This is a genomic window from Cohnella xylanilytica (genome assembly GCF_014212175.1).
GTDB classification, from domain to species: Bacteria; Bacillota; Bacilli; order Paenibacillales; family Paenibacillaceae; genus Cohnella; species Cohnella xylanilytica.
In genome coordinates this window covers 135,180-154,977 of the sequence record NZ_JACJVR010000019.1, presented here as the reverse complement: position 1 = coordinate 154,977, position 19,798 = coordinate 135,180, and the positions used below count along the sequence as shown (strand labels likewise).

18 protein-coding genes are annotated in these 19,798 nt (G+C 57.9%); 12 read left to right on the top strand and 6 right to left on the bottom strand.

Going from position 1 to position 19,798, the window contains the following annotated elements; all coding sequences use genetic code 11:
* Positions 1-52 precede the first annotated feature (52 nt).
* Positions 53-583, bottom strand: coding sequence for a hypothetical protein (locus H7B90_RS06095; protein WP_185134960.1), 531 nt, complete (start codon positions 581-583; stop codon positions 53-55).
* A gap of 208 nt (positions 584-791) precedes the next feature.
* Here H7B90_RS06095 and H7B90_RS06090 point away from each other — a divergent pair, with 208 nt between their 5' ends.
* Positions 792-1,586, top strand: coding sequence for a TetR/AcrR family transcriptional regulator (locus H7B90_RS06090; protein WP_185134959.1), 795 nt, complete (start codon positions 792-794; stop codon positions 1,584-1,586).
* Between the two features lie 97 nt (positions 1,587-1,683).
* Here H7B90_RS06090 and H7B90_RS06085 read toward each other — a convergent pair whose 3' ends face one another.
* A complete protein-coding gene (locus tag H7B90_RS06085) occupies positions 1,684-2,475 on the bottom strand; it encodes an ABC transporter permease (protein WP_185134958.1) in 792 nt (263 codons plus the stop codon).
* Entirely contained in the window at positions 2,472-3,365 is an 894-nt protein-coding gene (locus H7B90_RS06080) for an ATP-binding cassette domain-containing protein (protein ID WP_185134957.1), read from the bottom strand. The genes H7B90_RS06085 and H7B90_RS06080 overlap by 4 nt, the downstream gene beginning before the upstream one ends.
* 206 nt (positions 3,366-3,571) lie before the next feature.
* On the opposite strand from H7B90_RS06080, the gene vanG reads away from it, so the two are divergent.
* The 4 genes from vanG to H7B90_RS06060 all read left to right on the top strand — a co-directional run bounded on the left by vanG (position 3,572) and on the right by H7B90_RS06060 (position 8,567).
* Positions 3,572-4,630, top strand: coding sequence for a D-alanine--D-serine ligase VanG (vanG, locus tag H7B90_RS06075; protein WP_185135011.1), 1,059 nt, complete (start codon positions 3,572-3,574; stop codon positions 4,628-4,630).
* Positions 4,627-5,481: a D-alanyl-D-alanine carboxypeptidase family protein gene (locus tag H7B90_RS06070; RefSeq protein ID WP_185134956.1), complete on the top strand. Its 855-nt coding sequence runs from the start codon at positions 4,627-4,629 to the stop codon at positions 5,479-5,481. The genes vanG and H7B90_RS06070 overlap by 4 nt, the downstream gene beginning before the upstream one ends.
* Positions 5,474-7,636 carry a serine racemase VanT catalytic subunit gene (vanT, locus tag H7B90_RS06065; protein WP_185134955.1) on the top strand — a complete coding sequence of 721 codons (2,163 nt, stop codon included), beginning with the start codon at positions 5,474-5,476 and terminating at the stop codon, positions 7,634-7,636. Before H7B90_RS06070 ends, vanT begins: the two co-directional genes overlap by 8 nt.
* 247 nt (positions 7,637-7,883) lie before the next feature.
* Entirely contained in the window at positions 7,884-8,567 is a 684-nt protein-coding gene (locus tag H7B90_RS06060) for a stalk domain-containing protein (RefSeq protein ID WP_185134954.1), read from the top strand.
* 171 nt (positions 8,568-8,738) lie between these two features.
* Here the strand turns inward: H7B90_RS06060 and sda are convergent, their stop codons facing one another.
* A complete protein-coding gene (gene sda, locus H7B90_RS32745; protein WP_246578653.1) occupies positions 8,739-9,092 on the bottom strand; it encodes a sporulation histidine kinase inhibitor Sda in 354 nt (117 codons plus the stop codon).
* A 451-nt stretch (positions 9,093-9,543) separates the two neighbouring features.
* Positions 9,544-9,738 (bottom strand): hypothetical protein, encoded by a 195-nt coding sequence (locus tag H7B90_RS06050; RefSeq protein WP_185134953.1) that lies wholly within the window; start codon positions 9,736-9,738, stop codon positions 9,544-9,546.
* 1,375 nt (positions 9,739-11,113) lie between these two features.
* Here H7B90_RS06050 and H7B90_RS06045 point away from each other — a divergent pair.
* The 3 genes from H7B90_RS06045 to H7B90_RS06035 are packed head-to-tail and all read left to right on the top strand — an operon-like array spanning position 11,114 to position 13,702.
* Entirely contained in the window at positions 11,114-12,124 is a 1,011-nt protein-coding gene (locus H7B90_RS06045; RefSeq protein WP_185134952.1) for a sensor histidine kinase, read from the top strand.
* A complete protein-coding gene (locus H7B90_RS06040) occupies positions 12,121-12,771 on the top strand; it encodes a response regulator transcription factor (protein WP_185134951.1) in 651 nt (216 codons plus the stop codon). The genes H7B90_RS06045 and H7B90_RS06040 overlap by 4 nt, the downstream gene beginning before the upstream one ends.
* Before the next feature lie 4 nt (positions 12,772-12,775).
* Positions 12,776-13,702 (top strand): polyprenyl synthetase family protein, encoded by a 927-nt coding sequence (locus H7B90_RS06035; RefSeq protein WP_185134950.1) that lies wholly within the window; start codon positions 12,776-12,778, stop codon positions 13,700-13,702.
* A gap of 34 nt (positions 13,703-13,736) precedes the next feature.
* Here H7B90_RS06035 and H7B90_RS06030 read toward each other — a convergent pair whose 3' ends face one another.
* Positions 13,737-14,423 (bottom strand): lysoplasmalogenase, encoded by a 687-nt coding sequence (locus H7B90_RS06030; protein WP_185134949.1) that lies wholly within the window; start codon positions 14,421-14,423, stop codon positions 13,737-13,739.
* Between the two features lie 240 nt (positions 14,424-14,663).
* On the opposite strand from H7B90_RS06030, the gene H7B90_RS06025 reads away from it, so the two are divergent.
* The 4 genes from H7B90_RS06025 to H7B90_RS06010 all read left to right on the top strand — a co-directional run bounded on the left by H7B90_RS06025 (position 14,664) and on the right by H7B90_RS06010 (position 19,660).
* Complete coding sequence (locus tag H7B90_RS06025) at positions 14,664-15,308, top strand: GntR family transcriptional regulator (protein WP_185134948.1); 645 nt, start codon at positions 14,664-14,666, stop codon at positions 15,306-15,308.
* Positions 15,309-15,466: 158 nt separating this feature from the next.
* Positions 15,467-16,651, top strand: coding sequence for a helix-turn-helix domain-containing protein (locus H7B90_RS06020; protein WP_185134947.1), 1,185 nt, complete (start codon positions 15,467-15,469; stop codon positions 16,649-16,651).
* A gap of 203 nt (positions 16,652-16,854) precedes the next feature.
* Positions 16,855-17,883 carry a LacI family DNA-binding transcriptional regulator gene (locus tag H7B90_RS06015; RefSeq protein ID WP_185134946.1) on the top strand — a complete coding sequence of 343 codons (1,029 nt, stop codon included), beginning with the start codon at positions 16,855-16,857 and terminating at the stop codon, positions 17,881-17,883.
* A gap of 145 nt (positions 17,884-18,028) precedes the next feature.
* Positions 18,029-19,660: an alpha-glucosidase gene (locus tag H7B90_RS06010; protein WP_185134945.1), complete on the top strand. Its 1,632-nt coding sequence runs from the start codon at positions 18,029-18,031 to the stop codon at positions 19,658-19,660.
* The last annotated feature ends 138 nt before the right edge of the window (positions 19,661-19,798 follow it).

Genomic DNA, 19,798 nt, shown 5'->3' with positions numbered 1-19,798 from the left:
CAAGCCCGTCTCCAATTCCGGAGACGGGCTTGTTTTGGGTTGGTCAGCCGTTCTATTCCCAAGGCTGGCGGAAGACGGGGTTCTCCTTCTTCCTCAGGAAGAGGAAGCCGAACCCGGCGACCACGAGGCCGAGGACGAGAAGCGGCTTCAGGCTGGACAGATGCCCCAGAAGGGCGCCGATCCCGAAGACGAGGAAGAACAGCATCGACAGCGTCGTCAGAATGCCGATCGGGATCATCAGCCAGCGGTTGCGGCTGCCGAACAAGTACAGCTCGAACAACCCGACCGCGACCGCGAGAATGAAGCCGGGCCACATGACGTCCCAGCTGTCGAACAGGGTGGCGATCTGGCAGACGATGCCGACCGTCAGCACGATGCCTCCCGGCACGAGCAGGCCGACTCCCCGTTGGCCGAGGAAGAAGTACAGCCAATGGAAAAAGACGCCTACCGGGATTACGAACAGGGTCGCCCAGAAGAGCTCGAAGATCGATCCCGACGACCAATTGCCGTCGACCTTGAACGCGATCAGAACTCCAAGCGCCAGCAGAAGAAGGCCGGCGAGGGCATTGCGGTTCATGCTCATAACGTCACCTCGTCATTATTAAGCTTCATGTTACTAAGATACCACGATGGGGGAAGGGCCAGCCTCCTGCGCAGGGGAAGTTCGGGGTCCGACTTAAGTCGAGGTAACCGCCTGCCTCGATTTGGCCTTGAGACTCTTTTGTGCTATACTGTTTATATGATATACAATTGATTCGACAAAGTTCGAAGAAGATGGGGGCAACGGTGTTATGGAGAACGGCGAAGATCGAGATCATCCATCCTTGCAGAATCTTCCCAACGGCGTCTTGCTGAGCTGGGGGAAGATCAAGCAATCGAAGAGGGGGCCGAAGGGCGAGCTCAGCATCCCCCAGATCGTCGAAGCCGCCATGGCGATCGCGGACAAGGACGGGCTCGGCGCGGTGTCGATGAGCCGGGTCGCGCAGTCGCTCGGGTTCACGACGATGTCTCTGTACCGATACGTGAACAGCAAGGAAGATCTGCTCATCCTCATGCAGGACGCCGCCTGCGACATCCCGATTCCCCCGGAGCGCCCCGATTCGGAATGGCGCGAAGAGATGCGGGATTTCGTCCACGCCTCCGTCAAGGTGATGAGGGACCGGCCGTGGTTCGCCGACATCCCGATCATGAGCGTTCCCTTGACGCCGAAAAATCTTCGGATCGTGGATTGGGGACTTCGGACGATGCGGAACTTGCCGCTCGGCGAATACGAGAAGATGTCGTTCGTGCTCCTGCTGAGCGGGTACGCCCGCCACTTCGGCATTCTCATGCGCGACATGGACAGGGCCGTGCAGGCCGGGGCCTCCCCGGAGTCGTTCAGCGGCCAAGGTTATACGGAAGCGTTGAAGCAGCTTGTCGGGCCGGACCGCTATCCGTACTTGAGTCCGATCGTCCATTCCGGCGCTTATACGGAAGAGAACCGCGACGACAACCCGATCGGCGACGACTTCGAATTCGGTCTGGACCGGCTTCTGGACGGAATCGAGCTCTATATCGAGGGCAAGCGGCGGATGGGACAAGAATAAGAATAGAAGAGGGGCTCGCTTCCGGCGGGCCCCTCTTGCTTATGCGCCGTCACGCGTCGGCGCAGCGCCGTTGCGAGCCGTCTTCCCGCCCGGCGCCTCAGCGGCGGCCGGCTTTGCGGCGGAACGCCCACGAGCTCCAGACGAACGCGATAAGCAGAATGATCGCGCACCAGCCGACCGCGAGCCAGCCGTTGCTGCCGACCGGTCCGTCCGTGAGCAGTCCTCGAATCGCCTCGATTACCGGCGTGATCGGCTGGTGATCCGCCACCCCCTGAAGCCAACCCGGCATCGTATTCGTCGGAACGAAGGCGCTGGACAGGTAGGGGAGGAACAAGAGGATGAAGCCGTAGCCGGAAGCCGCGGCCGGTGTGCCCGCTACGAGACCGATGGCGGCGTACAGCCAGGTGAGGACGAGAATGAACAAGGCGATGAGGCCGAGCGCTCCCAGCCATTCGAGGAAGCTCGCCGAAGGGCGGAAGCCGAGGAGCAGGGCGACGCCGATGACGACGCCGGTGGCGACGAGATTGCGGAACAGGCTGGCGGCGACATGGCCGATGACGACGCCGAGGCTGCGGATCGGCATCGTGCGGAACCGGTCGATGATGCCGTTCGTCATGTCCGTAGCCACGTCGACGGCGGTGCTGGCCGAGCCGTAGCCCGCGCAGAGCAGGATGATGCCGGGTACGACGTAGTTGACGTAATCGCCGCCCGGATCGAGGGCGCCGCCGAAGACGTAAGTGAACAGCAGCATAAGCATGACGGGAAGAACGATCGCCATGATAAGGGCTTCGACATTGCGCAGGCTGAGCCGGATGCTTCGTCCGATGAAGACGGCGTTGGTCGCCGCGAGAGAAGCGGGCTGCAGCGCGGAATAATCGGTCGTTCTCATCGGGCGGATACCTCCTTGGACCCGGCGGTCGTCGTCAAGGCGACGAAGACGTCGTCCAGGCTCGGCTTGCGAATGGAGACGCGCGTATCCTGCGGATACAGAAGGGCGAGCTCGCTTAGCGTTCGCCGGACGTCCTGGATGCTTCCGTCGGTCGGAACGGTCCGCAGAACGCCGTCGTCTCCTCCGATCAGCTCCAGCACCTCGCCTCCGACGCGAGCCTTCAGCTCGCCGGCGGTTCCGTTCGCGACGACCCGTCCGCCCGCGATGACCGCGATCCGGTCGGCCAATTGATCGGCTTCCTCCAAATATTGCGTCGTGAGGAAGATGGTTATGCCCTGCTTCTTCAGATCGAGGATGATCTCCCACAGGGCCCTGCGGCTGAGGGTGTCGAGGCCGGTCGTCGGCTCGTCGAGGAACAGCACCGGGCGTTCGGCGACGAGGCTGATGGCCAGGTCGATGCGCCGGCGCATCCCGCCCGAATACGTCTTGACCCGCTTCTTCGCGGAAGCGGTCAGATCGAAGCGCTTCAGCAGGCCGGCGGTCCGGGCGCGGGCTTCCCGGGAGTTGAATCCCGAGAGCCGGGCGATCATGTTCAGATTCTCCTCGGCGGTCAGCGCTTCGTCGACGGCGGCGAACTGACCGGTTAAGCTGATGGCCCGCTTCACCTCGTCCCTCTCCTTGACGACGTCGCGGCCCGCGACCGTGGCCGTTCCTTCGTCCGGGGCGACCAGCGTGGAGAGGATGTTGATGAGCGTCGTCTTGCCGGCCCCGTTCGGCCCGAGGAGCGCGAAGATCGTTCCCGTCTCCACCGCGAGGTCGATTCCGTCCAGAACGATCTGGCTTCCGAACCTTTTGCGAAGCCCCTTCACTTCGATGGCATGCTTGTTCATGGCCACTCTCCCTTTTCGCGACTTAATTGTAGATCATGTAAACAGTATATTTAGTACACGATAAAATCGCAACTGTTTTTTTTCGGCGGACGATTCTAAAGATTCGTAAGCAAATCTTATGATTTTCCTAAACTCGTCTGCAAAAGATCGTAAGGTCGGCCCGGTATTCTTAAGTTCATCCATATGAACAAGGAGACGGGGACATGATGAAGAAGCTTACGGTAGGAGTTTGGTTCGGAGGCTGCTCGGCGGAGCATGACGTCTCGTTGTCGTCCGCGGCGGCGGTAATCAGGAATTTGGACCGGGACAAGTACGAGGTCGTCGCGATCGGCATTACCCGGGACGGAAGGTGGTTCCGGTACCCAGGGGACGCGGACGGAATCGAAGAGGATCGCTGGAGCTCGCATCCGGGTTGCGTTCCGGCCGTTCTGTCGCCGAGCCGGGACCGGAAGGGCTTGATCGAGCTGACGGGAACGGAATACCGGTTCGCGGCGCTCGACGTCGCGTTCCCGGTTCTGCACGGGAAGAACGGGGAAGACGGCACGCTGCAAGGGCTGTTGGAGCTGTCGGGCCTGCCGTTCGTCGGCTGCGATGCGCAGTCGTCCGCGATCTGCATGGACAAGTCCGTGGCCAAAACGATCGTTCAAGCGGAGGGCATCGCCATCCCGCCGTTCCTGACGGTATCGGCGGGGGAGCCGGCCGCCAAGTCGCTCGAAGCCGCGGAGCGTTGGGGCTTCCCGCTCTACGTGAAGCCGGCCCGGTCGGGATCCTCGATCGGCATCACGAAGGCGCATAACCGCGAGGAGCTGCTCGCCGGGATCGAAGCGGCCTTGCTGCATGACGGCAAGGCGGTTGTCGAGCGCCACGTCGACGGCTTCGAGCTGGGGTGCGCGGTGCTCGGCGGCAGCCGGCCCGTCACGGGCGAGATCGACGAGATCGAGCTTAGCGGCGAGTTTTTCGACTTGGTCGAGAAGTACTCTCTGAACACGGCCGCCATCCATCTGCCGGCCCGCATCCCGCCCGAGACGGCCGAGCGGGTTCGCCGGACCGCGCTGGACATCTACCAGGTCCTCGGCTGCCGCGGCATGGCCCGGGTCGACCTGTTCCTGGCCAACGACGGGACGCTGCTGTTCAACGAGGTGAACACGATTCCCGGCTTCACGCCGAAGAGCCGGTACCCGAGCATGATGCGGGCGGCCGGGATCGGCTTCCCGGAGCTGCTGGACCGGTTGATCGAGTCTGCCGTGCGGGAGGCGAGAGCATGAGGGAGCTCATCGTAATGGAAGGAAGGCCGGCGGCGGGGAAGAGAATGACCGTTCGACTCGGACGGGAAAATCAATATGCCGGGCATCTGGCGCTCGTGAATAGCCGACACCCCGTGCGATCGGCGGAGCCGAAGCTCGCCGACGTGACGCCGTTCGGCGTCCGGCAGGCTTCGAGCCCGGAGGAGCCGCGGATTCGGCTCGAACGGACCTGCCTGCAGCGGCTCTCGGCGCTGCTGAACGCGTGCGGGGGCCGCGAGACGATCGCCGTCGTCAGCGGCTATCGGTCGAAGGAAGCGCAGGCGAAGCTGTACGCGGACTCCGTGCGGGAGAACGGCGAAGCCTTCACGGCCCGGTACGTGGCGCTGCCCGGGGCGAGCGAGCACCAGACCGGGCTCGCGGTCGACGTCGGGCTGTACCGGCCCGGCATCGACTACGTGACGCCGTCCTTCCCGGACGAAGGCGTCTGCGCCGAATTCCGCCGGCTGGCGGCGAAGTTCGGGTTCATACGGCGCTATTCCGCGGACAAGACGGACAAGACCGGCATCGCCGACGAGCCGTGGCATTATCGCTATGTCGGTTATCCTCATTCGGAGCTGATGGATAGAGAAGGTCTCTGTCTCGAGGAATATACCGAGATCGTGCGGCGGCATGCCTTCGGAACCCGTCATCTCTACGCGGAGGACGGCACCGGGACGTACGAGATCTATGGCGTTCCCGCGGAGGAAGACATCGCGGAGGTGCCGGTGCCCGGCGCGGGAGAAGCCGGCTGGCGGCTGTCCGGCAACAACGCCGGCGGCTTCGTCGTTACCGCGTTCTACCCGGCGGCGGCCGGGAGGGCCGCGCATGGCTAAGCCGGCCTTCGGCGCCGTGGACCGGTTCAAGTGGTTCGCCGCGCTGCTCGTTATCGCCATCCATACGGGGCCGCTCGATTCGTACAGTCCGAAGGCCGACTTCCTGATCATCGGCGTCCTCGCGCGTTTGGCGGTCCCGTTCTTTTTCGCCGCGTCGGGGTACTTCTTCTTCGGGAAGCTGACGGGGGAGTGGGAGCGGGACCGGACGGCCCTGAGGAAGTTCCTCGTTCGGATCGGCCTGCTGTACGGAGCGGGCATCGCGGCGTACTTGCCGCTGAACGTCTACTCCGGTTACTTCGAAGAACCGCGGAGCGCGTGGGGGTACGCTTCGGATCTCCTGTTCAACGGCACGTTCTACCACCTGTGGTACTTGCCCGCGTTGATGCTCGGGACGTGCATCGTCTACGCGCTGCGGCTTCGGCTGACGGACCGCATGATGCTGGCCGCGGCATCCGTGCTGTATGCGTTCGCCCTGCTGGGGGACAGCTACTACGGGCTTGCCGAGCAAAGCTCGTTCCTTGCCGGGCTCTATGACCATCTTTTCCGGGTGTTCGACTACACGCGCAACGGCATCGGCTTCGCGCCTTTGTACATCGGGCTTGGAGCGGCGCTTGCCCGCGGAGGCGTCAAGGAGCGCTCCCTCTCTTGGCTGTCGACGGCGTTCCTCGCTTCCTTGTCGCTGCTCGTCGTCGAGGGGATCGCCCTGCGCGATGCGGGCTGGCCTCGCCACGACAGCATGTACGTAGTGTTGGTGCCCGCCGTTTATTATCTGTTCCGCCTGTTGCTCGCGCTCGGAGGGGCACAGCGCCGCCAGGCGAGACAAGCCAGCACGTGGATCTACCTGCTCCATCCGCTGGCGATCGTCGGAGTGCGCGGCATCGCCAAGGCGACCGGACTGACGTCCGTTCTCGTCCGGGACAGTCTCGTTCATTACGCGGCCGTCGCCCTGCTGTCGATCGGGCTTGCCGCCGCCGTCGGCCGCATCGTCCGAATATCCGAACGCTGGAAGAGATGCGGGGACAATCTGCCGCACCGCGCCTGGACCGAGATCGATCTCGACTATTTCGCGCACAACGCGAACGTCCTGCGAAGCCGGCTTCCCGCCGGAACGGAGCTGATGGCCGTCGTCAAAGCCGACGCCTACGGGCACGGAAGCGTACGGGTCGCGAAGCGGCTGTATGCGGAGGGCGTGCGATCGTTCGCGGTCGCCGAGATCGACGAGGCGATCGCCCTGCGGAAGGGCGGAGTGCGCGGCGACATTCTCGTTCTGGGCTACACGCCGACGCATCGGCTTCGGGAGCTCTCGCGGTATCGGCTGACGCAGACGGTTGTCAACGCGGAGGATGCGGAGCGGCTGCAGGCGGCGGGGAAGAAGCTGCGGGTGCACGTGAAAATCGACACGGGCATGAACCGGCTCGGCGAGCCGTGGGAACGGATCGAGCGGATTTTGTCCATTTATCGGCAGAGCCGGCTGCAGGTTAGCGGGACGTTCAGCCATCTGGCAGCTGCCGACGGCATGAAGCCGGGGGATATCGCCTTCACCCGGGTTCAGGTCGTCCGGTTCGAGGAGGTCGTTCGGCAGCTGCGAGCGGCGGGCATCGATCCCGGGAAGCTGCACTTGCAGAGCAGCTACGGAATCGTAAACTATCCGGAATTGCGCTACGATCTGGCGCGTCCGGGCATCGCTCTGTACGGCTTGCTCTCGAACGAGAGGGACAAGTTGCGCTCGGGACTCGACTTGCGCCCGGTTCTGTCGCTGAAGGCGACGGTCACCCGGGTGAACGACGTCCGCGCCGGCGAATTCGTCGGTTACGGGCGGAGCTTCGCGGCCCTTCGCGACAGCCGGATCGCGACGCTGTCGATCGGCTACGCCGACGGCATTCCGCGGGGGCTGCCGGAGCGAGGCGGCTGCGTGCTCGTTCGCGGCCGGAGAGCGCCGATGGTCGGCAAGATCTGCATGGACCAGATGACGGTGGACGTGACGGATATCGACGACGACGTGCGCCAAGGAGACACGGTTACGCTGATCGGACAAGACGGCGAAGAACGCATTACGGTCGAAGAGGTCGCCGGCTGGGCCGGCACGATCTCCAACGAGATCGTCAGCTCTCTCGGCGCGAGATTGGACAGGCAGTATCTGGAGAGGACGTCATGAGCGAGCGGGGGCGTTCCGAATTTTCAACGAACATACCTATAGCGATACCGACAAGCCGCATCCCGGGAAGACGCCTTCTCCGCGAATCCGGCTTGTTGCCGTTGGACGGCTTGATCGGAGTCACATCGAGTCGATTAGGGATGGACAACGATGGAATATTTTGGTTTATAATTCAATAAGAAAGAACTCTTGGAATTTGCCTGGCAGCTCGCTATCTGTAAGACCCAAATGGGTAGAGGGGGATTGTATGAAGAAAAAAATCATAATGGGTTGCCTGGTCCTGACACTAAGTACGATGGCAACGTCTGTTTCCGCTGACGCTCTTAAGTATAAAAACTTACCTGCAAGAGATTTAGTTTGGGACGGACAACAAGCTAAAGTAACTGATGTGCCTGTTGTTATTATGGATGGACGCACATTAATTCCCGTATACCTTCTAAGAGCGTTTGGATATTCGGTATCTTCGGATGGTAATAAAGTGGTTGTGACGAGCGAAGACTCTAAATATGAAGTGGCAATAGGAATCGTTCATTCTTTTGAGAACTTTTTAGAAGAGGTAACTGTGTATGACCAATTATTACTTACGACATCCATGGAAATGGAGGAAGAGGAGGAGACACCAGAGGAGAAAATGAAGTTCGTGTCATCCGAATGGGAAGCTATTCTTCGAAACTATGACGAAAAAGTTAAATTACTGAATCAACTGCATGTTAACTTTGAAACGAATCGATCTGTATTTAAAGAATCGGATAAAATGATCGATGCGTTCCGGCAAACCACTGCCGCATGGTTTACATATGCTAAAGAAAGAACCAAAGAATCTAAACGAATATTTCTTAAAGAAATTCAGGAAGCTCATTCTTGTACGCGACAGACGCAACAAGCAGTCGATGAGATTTTTAATAAAAGCATGGTAAGGATGGATCATTAGCGAAGCAAATCTGGGCTCCTGTCATCTGACGGGAGCCCTGTATAGTTGAATTGTTTTGTGCGTAATACTCGTCATTGGAATTAGACATTGAAAAGTGGGATTACCTAAATTATCCAAGATGATGTATACTGGTTACGAGATGTGGCGATAACACCTTGCCGCCGACTCGCATTAATTGTCGCATTCCACCAAATTCAGAATCCCTCTTCTTAGAATCTCGCTGCGAAGCATGTCAAGAAAGTTAGGATCCAGATTCAAGCTTTGAGCCTCGGCGTAGCTCTCGATGAGGTGTTCGTCTTGCAAGAGAGTCAAGATCGAATTCATCTTGAGGCCGTTGCGATCCGAGTTCATCCGAATGGAATCCGAAGCTTCTTTGAACAGCCGTGCCTCTTGTCGGATTCGATTGGACAAGTCCAGAATCTCGCTGGCGTCGAGCGATAACGAATGCCGGTAATTCATGAGCACGCTTTGCGCGGCCAGCATCAGACACTGGCCTTCATCATCGTAGATTTTCTCCAGGTTCACTTGCCGCACCTCTATTACATTTTTGTTAGTTGGGAAATTTGTAAAATTATTTATAAATTATGTTAGAGTTCGCCGCGGCGAATGTCAGCACAATCTTCGTGCATTCATGTGCAGACCCGTTTGCGTCCGAGTGCAAGCGACTTGCTCTACTCAAGTGACAAGTATTATTGGTTAAGATAAGCGCACAAAAAAAAGCGGCTCGATCCGTGGGTGATACGACCGCGATAAAAGGCTAACGGACACAGCTGCCGTGGTGACCGTTATATTTCGCAAAAGGTTGTTTTTCGAGAATTAACGTCCGTGGTGACCGTTAGAATGATCGTGCGGGGGAAATATGCAGTTGAGGAGAAAGTATCTTTAAAGAGCCGGGGAACATTTGCTGGATCCTTGTGTCATTAAAAAAGAGGAAAAAAAACCGCGCGATTTATCGCGCGAACTTTAAAAGAGAATTTTATAGCCAGTAAGGGTGAGAAAGAGGCTTCGTTTCGCTCTGTTTGAATTTGAACTGGCGCATGACGGCCTTACTTTCTTGGGGAGTCAAAGCAAAGTCATTGTTTAAAGCAATCATGGAGGATTCAGATGGTTTCGTTCCCTTAAGACATTTGATAGCATCTTTTAATGCGGGAGAATGTTGAATCATTACCATACCTATGAAACCTCCTTAAATAGTGATTAATTTTCTACATAATACCACAAAAAATGCGAGAGAGGGAGATATCTTGTCGAATAGAACGTTATTTCGACTGGTTTTTCTTTTTTTTATTTGTATCCAGATTTGGTTTATATATATTATGTTCAACTATCCGTTTAGCGGAATCGCAGTTGAGAATCGAGACAGTCAATGGGTTATAGGGGAGTTGGATAAAAGAGGGAATGCTTGGAAGCTTGGATTAGAAACAGGAGATGTGATTCTTAATATTGACGGAGAAAAGGTTGAGGATTTTCCATCTGTGATCAGATGGGGGACGGTTGATAAAGCTAATTATGTCCAAGTATATAAAAATAATGAATCGTTCAAGGTCTACTTGAGGAGTTCGTATACGATTTCACCCCACGACGTTATTTATTTAGTAGGCGAAGCGATTTGCTTCGTTGTCGCCTTCATTCTCTATAAATGGATGAATCGTTCGCAATCCGCGAGATTTTTGGCAATGGTGTTTTTTAATATGGCCATTACTTTTCTGAGCCTTGGAGCGTCCGTTAGAGGTGAACCCTTTGGTAAATTAATCATTGCAATGAGCGTTATATTGATTCCGGCAATTCTTCTTCATTTTCTGATCGCGTTTATGGAGGAAAAAGGGAAGATCCAATTACCCCGAAAAGCGCTAAAATATTTATATATTTTTATTTTGATCTGTTTGGTTTCTCATCTTCTCATGCTCTTTGAATTTAAGTATTCTTCCATTATCCATGGGTATCTCTCCAGTATTGTTCTGTTATTATTTTCGATTGGTGTTTGTCTCGATCTTTCCTATTTGTTTTATGCCTACGCGAAGTATAAAAAAATGAATCCGTATATTTCGACAATGATTAGGTACTTAGGAGTCTCATTCGCAATCTCTGCTACTCCAATCGTCATATTTTCATTTATCCCGAAAGTTCTGTACGGCCACGAATGGATCGACTCATTATATACAAGCATTATTATCCTCTTTTTTCCTTTGTCGCTAACTTATTTATTGGCGGCTAAGAAAATCTACGACATCGATCTTGTCGTTCGCAGATTTATATTGACGACGTTTTTGTCGATTGTTCCCGCTCTGATTGTCGTCGCCATGATATCTTCGTTGTTTACTACGCGAGCAAGAACGGAACATTTAATTCTTGCATTTATTTTCACGATTATTTTGTTTTCCATCACTCTATATTCCCTGGAATATCTAACGACTAAGCTTGAACGCGTCATCTATCCCAGAAGACACTTCCTGCAGGCATCCCTAAAAAAAATCGCGAAGAAGCTTGGGCAAATCTCCAGCATCCGGGATTTGAAAGAGATTATTCTCGCGGATATCGTAGACATTATGCAAGTATCGGGCGGGGCTTTGGTTCTGAAGTATAACGACTATTTGGAGATTTTGAGCGAGGGAGAGGTCGACGGCGACGAGATCGAGAAAACGTTTGCTATAGAAGATAAAGACGATCCGTCCTACACCTGCTTCGAAATCGCGCGCAACGAGGACTACGTCAGCTACCTCGTGCTGGGGCCGAAGAAGTCGAACACGCTGTTCGGCTCGGAGGAGACGCAGTGGCTGAACCTGATCACGACGTACTTGTCGGTCAGCATGGAGAACCTGTACCTGATCCGCAAGATGAACCGGAAGCTGGAGCAGCTGGCTGCCCAGATCCCGAACGAGAGCGCGGCCAGCGAATTCGCCTGGTTCCGCAAGCTGATGTTCGAGCTGCAGGAGAGGGAGCGTTCCCGGATCGCGACGGATCTTCACGACACGACGATGCAGGACCTCTTTTTCCTCAAAAGAAAGCTGGCCGCCCTGAACGAACGCTACCCGTACGACCCGGACCATCTGAAGGGAATCTACGACTATATCGACGTCATCAACACGAACTTGCGGCAGAGCTGCTTCGAGCTTCATCCTTATCTGCTGCAGGAGGTCGGTCTGGTCCGAACTGTCGAGAAGATCGTCGAGATGGAGAAAGGGATCGCGCCGTTCGACATCGAATTCCAGGCATCCGGGCGGGAGGAGATCGAAGCTTGCGATCCGGATACGAAGCGCCACCTGTTCCGCGTGTTCCAGGAGCTGCTCAACAACGCGAAGAAGCACTCGAATGCGTCCCGCGTCCGCTTCCGACTTCGCGCGGCTCGCTCGGAATTGATCTTGTCGTATGAAGACGACGGCGTCGGCTTCGATGCCGACCGGCCGGTGGAGAGAGAGATCGGAGGGTCCCATATGGGAATGGAACAGATGAGGAGCCGGATCCTGTCGATGGACGGCGAGATCGAGCTCGCTTCCGGCAAGGGCAAGGGAATGCGGTTCAAGGCGATACTTCCGCTGAAGGAGGGACGGACGGCATGAAGCGAACGACGAAGGCGATCGTCGTGGACGACCACCCGATGATGGCGCACGCGACGCGGCAACTGCTGGATCGCATCGACAACATCGAGGTCGCGGGCGTCGCCCACTCCGGCAGGGGGGCTATCGAGCTCGCCGAATCGGTCCAGCCCGAACTGGTGTTCCTCGATTATCAGCTTCCGGACCAGACGGGCACGCAGGTGGCCGAGCAGCTGAAGCGGCAGCATCCGAACGCGCGCATCGTCATTTTCACGGGGGTCGACCTGTCGGACTTGATGCCCTACCTGCTGTCGAACCTGATTAACGGCGTCGTGTCCAAGGAAGTGAGCGAAGAGACGATCCGCCATATCGTCGCCTGCATCCTGGACAACCACATCGTCCTTCCGCAATCCGTCCTGCACCGGATGAAGCTGCCATCGAAGACGGAGACGGAAGTGGAGCTGACGGACGAGGAATGCTCCTTGATGGCGATGATCGTCAAAGGCGAGACCTACGAGCGGATCGCGGAGAAGCTGTTCGTCAGCAAGCGTTCCGTGGACAACTACCTGCGCCGGATCTACGACAAGATGGGCGTCCAGTCCAGAATCCAGGCGATCGAGCGATTCGTGCAGAGCAAGCAGTACGCCGAGATGAACGAGAAGGGGGGATGAGGGGATGGAGACGGGCGTAAGGCTGGAGCTGCATCGAATGCTGGACCGATATGCGCTGGACGAGGGCTTGAACCGGCTGCTGAAGGAGTTCGTCCGGGAGAAGGAGAACGAGAACCTCGTCTGGTCCGACTTGACGCGGTACGTCCACTTCATGCTTGGCGGGAATTCCCCGTTGATCGATCGCGCGGCGGCGGTCACGGAGCTCGTTATTCTGCTGCTCGATATCGTCGATGACTTGCAGGACCAAGACAACAAGGAGAAGCCGTGGATGACCGGCGATCCCGCCGTTACCTTGAACGCCCTGCTAGCTCTGTTCGCGGCTGCGATCGGAGAGCTCGGAGGAGGCGACCCGTCGGCATCCTCCCGAATCGGGGAGCTGCTGGCGAATTCGATTCACGGCCAGCAAGCCGACATCACCCGCGCGGTCCGCACCGAAGAGGACTACTTCGCCATGGTGGAGCGCAAGTCGGGATCGCTTCTTCAATTCGCCTGCTTCATGGGGTATTCGCTTGTCCCCTTAACGGACGCCGGCGTTCGGGCCGCGATCGACGAGTTGGCCGCGTGCGTCGGCATCGTCGCCCAGATCGACAACGACGTCAGGGACGTGCAGCGTTACGATCGGAAGAACGACCTGCTGCAGAAGAAGCGGACTCTCCCGATCCTGTTCCTGCTGGAAGACAGCCGCGAGGAATGCCCGGAGCTCGACCTTTTCTACGAGGGGGCGATCTCGGAAGAGGAGTTCCTGCGGAGCAAAGTCGAGGTTCTCGAATACGTCCGGGATTCCGGCTGCATCGAATACTGCCAGGTGATCCAATCCTTGTACATCGATCGGGCGGAAGAGCTGTACCGGTCGATCCCGGCCGTCTCCCCGTGGGCCGAGCGGTTTATGGAGTTGATTCATCCGCATTCAATGACTTCGCCCATAGTCTGAGGTTCTCTTCTTGGTCCTAGAGCCGTTAGAGGGCTTAAGCTTTTTTGTAGATCCGGACGGAATTCGTCGAATGCTTGTGGTTTTCGATACTCTTGGCAATCATGAATTGCGCGGCGTAATAAGTGACCATGACGGCATATTCGGCCCCATCGATCGGGGATACGAACATGTTCCAGGCTAGCAGGGAATCGGATACGAAAAACACGACGGCGCCAGCCATCGCGACCCGGCTGCCGCTGATCACAGCGCCGAGGATCATGGCGGAAATGACGATGACGTAAGCCAGTACCGGGAGCCATAGTCCGGTGCTTCCTCCGGTGTAGATACCTTTGCGTAATTCGCTAAGCAACCATGCGGAATACGTGGCGATCGGGATTAACGCTATCAGATGATAGAGAGATAAGCCCCGCCATCGGGTCGCGAATGCCGCAATATACGTCAGGTGCGCGAGCAAGAAGGAGCTTAGCCCGAGAACGAACCATTTGCTGCCGTCCAACAGCAAGAAGCAATCGCCGGCGGCGGAGAGAAGCAAACCCGCGATAACCAGGTTGCGATACGCTTTGGCGGTATTGCGCAGAGTTAAGGCGAGTCCAATGATGAACACGATCGTTCCCGGTTTCAAGATCCAGCGCATGGTCATGTTTTGTTCCGCCATGGCCAGCAAATACCCTGCCCCGGATAAAATGATGGCAGCTGTGAGCAACATTCTTTTCCGATCCATACAATGCCCTCCAATTCGAATTGAATCATAGGAAAGAATAGCGACTCGTTCTCACAGAATTCTCCCAAGCCGTTATCTGCAGGTCGGCCTCTTCGCCGACCTGACCGAAGAGATCTGGTTGACGAGCTTAAAATAATCAATCTCCCCATCTTGACGAACGGATTGCCTATCCCCTAAGATGAACGTAATGTAAGCCCTTACGGGCCAAGTCGAAGCGGAGAGGAGAGATCCGACCCCCGAATGGATATCGCCGACATAACCGGAAGCCCCACGTCTTTAAGCGAGCATGTGTACGTCACCTTGAAGCGGAAAATCTTAAAGGGCGATCTGTCCCCGGGCACCCGGCTGCTCGTGCTCGACATCGCCAAGGCGTTCGACGTCAGCCAGGCGCCCGTGCGGGAAGCCCTGGAGCGGCTGAAGCAGGAGGGCCTGATCGTCGGGAGGATGAACCGCGGCTCGGCCGTCTCCGAGATTACGCTCAAGGAGATCCGGGACATCTACGAGCTGAGGCAGCTGATCGAAGGCCACGCGCTGCGGGAGACGATGAAGGTTCTGAACGAGGGCGACATCGCCCATCTGGAGCGAATTCTGGCGAACATGAAGCGGGCCGTCGACGAGAACGATTCGTACCGACTCGTCGAGCTCGATATGCAGTTCCACGGCCACTTCTACCTGCGCTCCGGGAACGCTCTGCTGCTCGAGATCTGGAACAGCATCAAGACGAAGATCATGCGGTTCATCACGGTGACGAACCAGGATCACGTCGGCTACAGCATCCCGAATTCCCACGCGGAGCTGCTGGACGTCATCAAGACCGGAGATGCCGACATGGCGGCCGAGAAGGTCGTGAGAGGACTGGACTTCTACAGAAATTATACGGGATAGGCGCAGCCGAGACGGTCAGACGTCCGGCAGAACCATATCCGATGAGCAGAATTATCGATAATCGATAAAACTCAGACAATCCAGACGACAACGACATTCAGCTTAGACATCATGCGATTCGGTCTCGAACCTTACTTTTCACAATAGGGGTAATGAGCATGAGCATGTTGGTTAGCGAATGGGCGTATGAAGACGACGCCGTCTTGAACTTGGTGCGGAACCGCTTGCTGACGGATTTGGTGACCGGGGGGAACGGGGACGGAGCGATCTCGAAGGAGAAGCTGTCCCGATGGAACGTGCACTTCTCCTACGCTTTCCCGACGTTGGCCGTCTTCGAGCCGTCCGGCTTCGGAAGAGGGGAACGGGGCCGAAGGAGGTACGCCGAACAGATCGGGGACTTCCTCCGGAGGGAGGGACCGGACGCTTCCGACGTCTTCGTGGACGAAGAAGGGCGCGTCGGCCTGCTGTTCTCCTGGGAGTCGAAGGAGGCGGTGGAGGACATCCACGCCAGGCTGCGGGACCGCTTCGAGCTTCCGATCAACGCCGGAGTGGGGCTGCCCTGCGGGAAGCTGGCGGACGCGCCTCTGTCCTACCGCCAAGCGCTGCACGCGCTGGATGCGCGGTTCTACAAGGGAGTCGGGCGAGTCGTTTATTACAACGAGACGGGGAACTATCGGCGCCTTGGCGATTATCCGGCGGCGAAGGAGAAGGAGCTGTTCGAGAGACTCGGGAGCGAGGAAGAACCTATCGGTTTGGAGGAGGCCGTTGACGACTTTTACGAAGAGCTGCTCGAAGAGGGGCCGCTCGACCGCCGCTTCATCGACGAATCGACGATTCGTCTGCTTATCGGGCTGGAGAAAAGAGCCTGCGGCGAAGCCTATGATGGCAGCGCTTACCGGAGCTATTCCGGCTACGACGTTCTGTCCGTCGTCCAGATGGAGACGCTCCAGGAGATCAAGGAGCACGTTCGCGCCCAACTGCGGAAGCTGCGCGAATGGATGAAGCCCGTCCCCGCGGAGAGCCGGCATACGATCATCAAGAAGACGCTCGAATACTTGAAGCAGGACTTCGAGTTCGCCACGCTGGACAATACAGCCCGGAAGGTTCACATGACGCCGACGTATCTGAGCGCGTTGTTCAAGAACAGCACGGGCAAGACGTTCATCGAGCAGCTGACCGACATTCGCATCGAGAAGGCGAAGGATATGCTCAGGGGCACCCATCTGAAAAACTACGAAGTGGCGGAGAAGGTAGGCTACAAGGATTCGCGCTATTTCAGCCAGATTTTCAAGAAGAAGGTCGGCCTCTCCCCAAGCGAATATCGGGATCTAACCGCCAAATGAGATTCGCCGTTGAAAAACGAGAGTGCTCTCGCCGCAAGCGGATGTCGCAGTACGAACGATGAGATAGAGAGAGCCGTCTCCGGAAGGGGGCGCTTCTCTTCATGAATGCGAGAGGAGGAAGGCTGAAGCCGCCTGTTGACAGGGGGCGGGATGAACGCTACTCTTAGGTTAAACGTTTACTCTCTCGAAAGCAGGAGACTTCATTGGCCAACCGAGAACCGACTATCAAGGATGTCGCCCGGAAGTGCGGCGTCTCCGTGGCGACCGTCTCCCGGGTTATCCACGGTCTGGGGGCCGGTTATTCCGACCGAACCCGCGACCTTGTCCTGAAGACGGCGGACGAGCTGGGGTACCGGCCGAACGCGATCGCCCGCGGACTCGTGAACAAGCGTACGCATACGATCGGCGTTCTGTTCCCGGACGTGTCGGGCAGCTTCTCGTCCGAGCTGCTGCGCGGAATCGAGGAGGAAGCCCACGAACGCGGCTTCAGTGTCATCGTGTGCAATACGGCCCGAGACGGCGAGCGCACGGCGAAGTACCTGAGAATGCTGCGGGAGAAGCAGGTCGACGGCATCGTTTTCGCCAGTTATTTCGATCCCGCGGCGTATGACGCCGAGCTGGCGGCGATGAGAATGCCGGTCGTTCTCGTCAACACGATGCCGGGCGCGGCCGCGTTGCCCTATATCAAGGTCGACGACCGGCTGGCGGCTCGCGAGGCGACCGATTATCTGCTGCGGCAGGGTCACCGGGACATCGCCATGATCGCCGGCACGCGGAACGATCCGGTGGCCGGTCAGCCCCGGCTCGCCGGGTACCGCGAAGCGCTCGAGGCGGCGGACGTCCCCTACCGAGAGGAGCTCGTCGCCTACGGCGACTTCCGCCTGGACGGCGGGCGCCGCGCGATGGAGCGGCTGCTGGAGACGGCTCCGCCGTTCACGGCGCTGTTCGCGGCGAGCGACGAGATGGCCGTCGGCGGGATCAACGCGGCCCGAGAGCGAGGCCTGGCGATTCCGGCGGACCTGTCCGTCGTCGGGTACGACGACCTGATCTACGCGCGAATGGTTCATCCGCCGCTGACGACGATCCGCCAGCCTCTCGCCGAGATGGGGAGCCGCGCTTCGGATGTGCTGATCGCGCGGATTCAGGAGGAGGATCGGGCCCTTGAAGCCGGCGAGACGATCATGCCGCACCGCTTGATCGAACGGGGCACCGTCCGCCCGCTCCGGGCATAGGGCAAGCAGCCAGGCGAGCCAGGCGATAAGCCGGGGACACCAGCCTCACTTATCGCCGGTTTTTCGCGTAGGGAACGTAAACGTTTAACCTGCTTGAGCTGGTTGAGAGGGCTTTATATTATCGCGATTCCAAGGAGAGAGACTCATGAGCGACAAATGGTGGAAAACGACGGTCGTCTATCAGATTTACCCGCGCAGCTTCCAGGACACGAACGGGGACGGCATCGGCGATCTCCGCGGCATCATCCGGCGGCTCGACTATCTGCAAGAGCTCGGCATCGGCGCGATCTGGCTCAGCCCGGTCTACAAGTCGCCGAACGACGACAACGGCTACGACATCAGCGACTATCGCGACATCATGGACGAATTCGGCACAATGGCCGACATGGACGAGCTCATTCGGGAAGCGGACGCGCGCGGCATCAAGATCGTCATGGACCTGGTCGTCAATCATACGTCCGACGAGCATCCGTGGTTTATCGAATCGCGCAAGAGCAAAGACAATCCTTACCGAGACTATTATATTTGGAGAGATCCGGTGAACGGCGACGCGCCGAACGGGCTGCGATCGACCTTCAGCGGATCGGCCTGGGAATTTGACGAGGAGACCGGCCAATATTATTTGCATCTGTTCAGCAAACGTCAGCCCGATCTCAACTGGGAGAACCCGAACGTTCGCCAAGAGGTGTGGGATCTGATGAACTTCTGGCTGGAGAAGGGCGTCGGCGGCTTCCGGATGGACGTCATCGACCTGGTCGGCAAGATTCCCGATCAAGAGATTACCGGCAACGGGCCGAAGCTGCACGAATACCTGCAAGACATGCACCGCGAGACATTCGGCCGCTACGACGTCATGACGGTCGGGGAGACGTGGGGAGCAACGCCGGAGATCGCCAAGCTGTATTCGAATCCGGAGCGGAAGGAATTGTCGATGGTGTTCCAGTTCGAGCACATCCTGCTCGACCAACAGGAGGGCAAGGACAAGTGGGACCTGAAGCCGCTGCCGGTCGGCGAGTTGAAGCGGGTGCTGAGCAAATGGCAGACCGAGCTCGGCGATCAGGGCTGGAACAGCCTGTTCTGGAACAACCACGACCTGCCGCGCATCGTATCGCGGTGGGGCGACGACGGCGGCTTGCGCGTGGAGAGCGCCAAGATGTTCGCCATTCTGCTGCATCTGATGAAGGGGACGCCGTACATCTATCAGGGCGAAGAGATCGGCATGACCAACTGCCCGATCTCCGACATCTCCGAAGCGCAGGACATCGAGACGATTAACATGTACCGCGAACGTCTCGGCTGGGGATACTCCCGCGAGGACATTCTCGCGTCCATCAACGCGAAGGGGCGGGACAACGCCCGTACGCCGATGCAGTGGGACGACACGCCGAATGCCGGCTTCACGACGGGAACGCCTTGGCTGCGCGTCAATCCGAATTACAAGTCCATCAACGTAGCCGCGAATCTCGCCGATCCGGACTCGATCTTCCATTGCTACCGGAAGCTGATCGCACTGCGCCAAGCCAACCCTATCGTCGTATGGGGAAGCTACGAGCTGGTGGAGGACGTGCCGGAGCAGCTGTTCCTGTATGTGCGCCGCCACGAAGGCCGCACCTGGGCCGTCGCCGCCAACATCGGCGCAACGCCCGTCTCCGCGAGCGTGCCGCGTCTCGGCCGGAGCGACAACGTCATCATCGCGAACTACGGCGATCGCGACGGGGCGGACTTCGCGGCTCTCGAGCTGAAGCCGTACGAAGCGTTCGCGGTCGAATTGGGCTGACGGGCAAAGGCTCCTGACGGCGAAATAGTCGCAAGAGAGGAACGTGGTTGCTCACCTGGGCGCACAGATGGCGAATTTGCCGCAAGTGAGTAACTGGATTCCTCACAAAAGCGGGAAATCGGCGGAGTGGGCGAAAGA

Coding starts and splice junctions, on each gene's coding strand:
- H7B90_RS06070 (WP_185134956.1), top strand. CDS start 4,627: ATGAGGGAGCTCATCGTAATGGAAGGAAGGCCGGCGGCGGGGAAGAGA.
- H7B90_RS06060 (WP_185134954.1), top strand. CDS start 7,884: ATGAAGAAAAAAATCATAATGGGTTGCCTGGTCCTGACACTAAGTACG.
- H7B90_RS06095 (WP_185134960.1), bottom strand. CDS start 583: ATGAGCATGAACCGCAATGCCCTCGCCGGCCTTCTTCTGCTGGCGCTT.
- H7B90_RS06050 (WP_185134953.1), bottom strand. CDS start 9,738: ATGGTAATGATTCAACATTCTCCCGCATTAAAAGATGCTATCAAATGT.
- vanG (WP_185135011.1), top strand. CDS start 3,572: ATGAAGAAGCTTACGGTAGGAGTTTGGTTCGGAGGCTGCTCGGCGGAG.
- H7B90_RS06040 (WP_185134951.1), top strand. CDS start 12,121: ATGAAGCGAACGACGAAGGCGATCGTCGTGGACGACCACCCGATGATG.
- H7B90_RS06090 (WP_185134959.1), top strand. CDS start 792: ATGGAGAACGGCGAAGATCGAGATCATCCATCCTTGCAGAATCTTCCC.
- H7B90_RS06025 (WP_185134948.1), top strand. CDS start 14,664: ATGGATATCGCCGACATAACCGGAAGCCCCACGTCTTTAAGCGAGCAT.
- H7B90_RS06020 (WP_185134947.1), top strand. CDS start 15,467: ATGAGCATGTTGGTTAGCGAATGGGCGTATGAAGACGACGCCGTCTTG.
- H7B90_RS06035 (WP_185134950.1), top strand. CDS start 12,776: ATGGAGACGGGCGTAAGGCTGGAGCTGCATCGAATGCTGGACCGATAT.
- vanT (WP_185134955.1), top strand. CDS start 5,474: ATGGCTAAGCCGGCCTTCGGCGCCGTGGACCGGTTCAAGTGGTTCGCC.
- H7B90_RS06080 (WP_185134957.1), bottom strand. CDS start 3,365: ATGAACAAGCATGCCATCGAAGTGAAGGGGCTTCGCAAAAGGTTCGGA.
- H7B90_RS06030 (WP_185134949.1), bottom strand. CDS start 14,423: ATGGATCGGAAAAGAATGTTGCTCACAGCTGCCATCATTTTATCCGGG.
- H7B90_RS06085 (WP_185134958.1), bottom strand. CDS start 2,475: ATGAGAACGACCGATTATTCCGCGCTGCAGCCCGCTTCTCTCGCGGCG.
- H7B90_RS06045 (WP_185134952.1), top strand. CDS start 11,114: ATGCAAGTATCGGGCGGGGCTTTGGTTCTGAAGTATAACGACTATTTG.
- H7B90_RS06010 (WP_185134945.1), top strand. CDS start 18,029: ATGAGCGACAAATGGTGGAAAACGACGGTCGTCTATCAGATTTACCCG.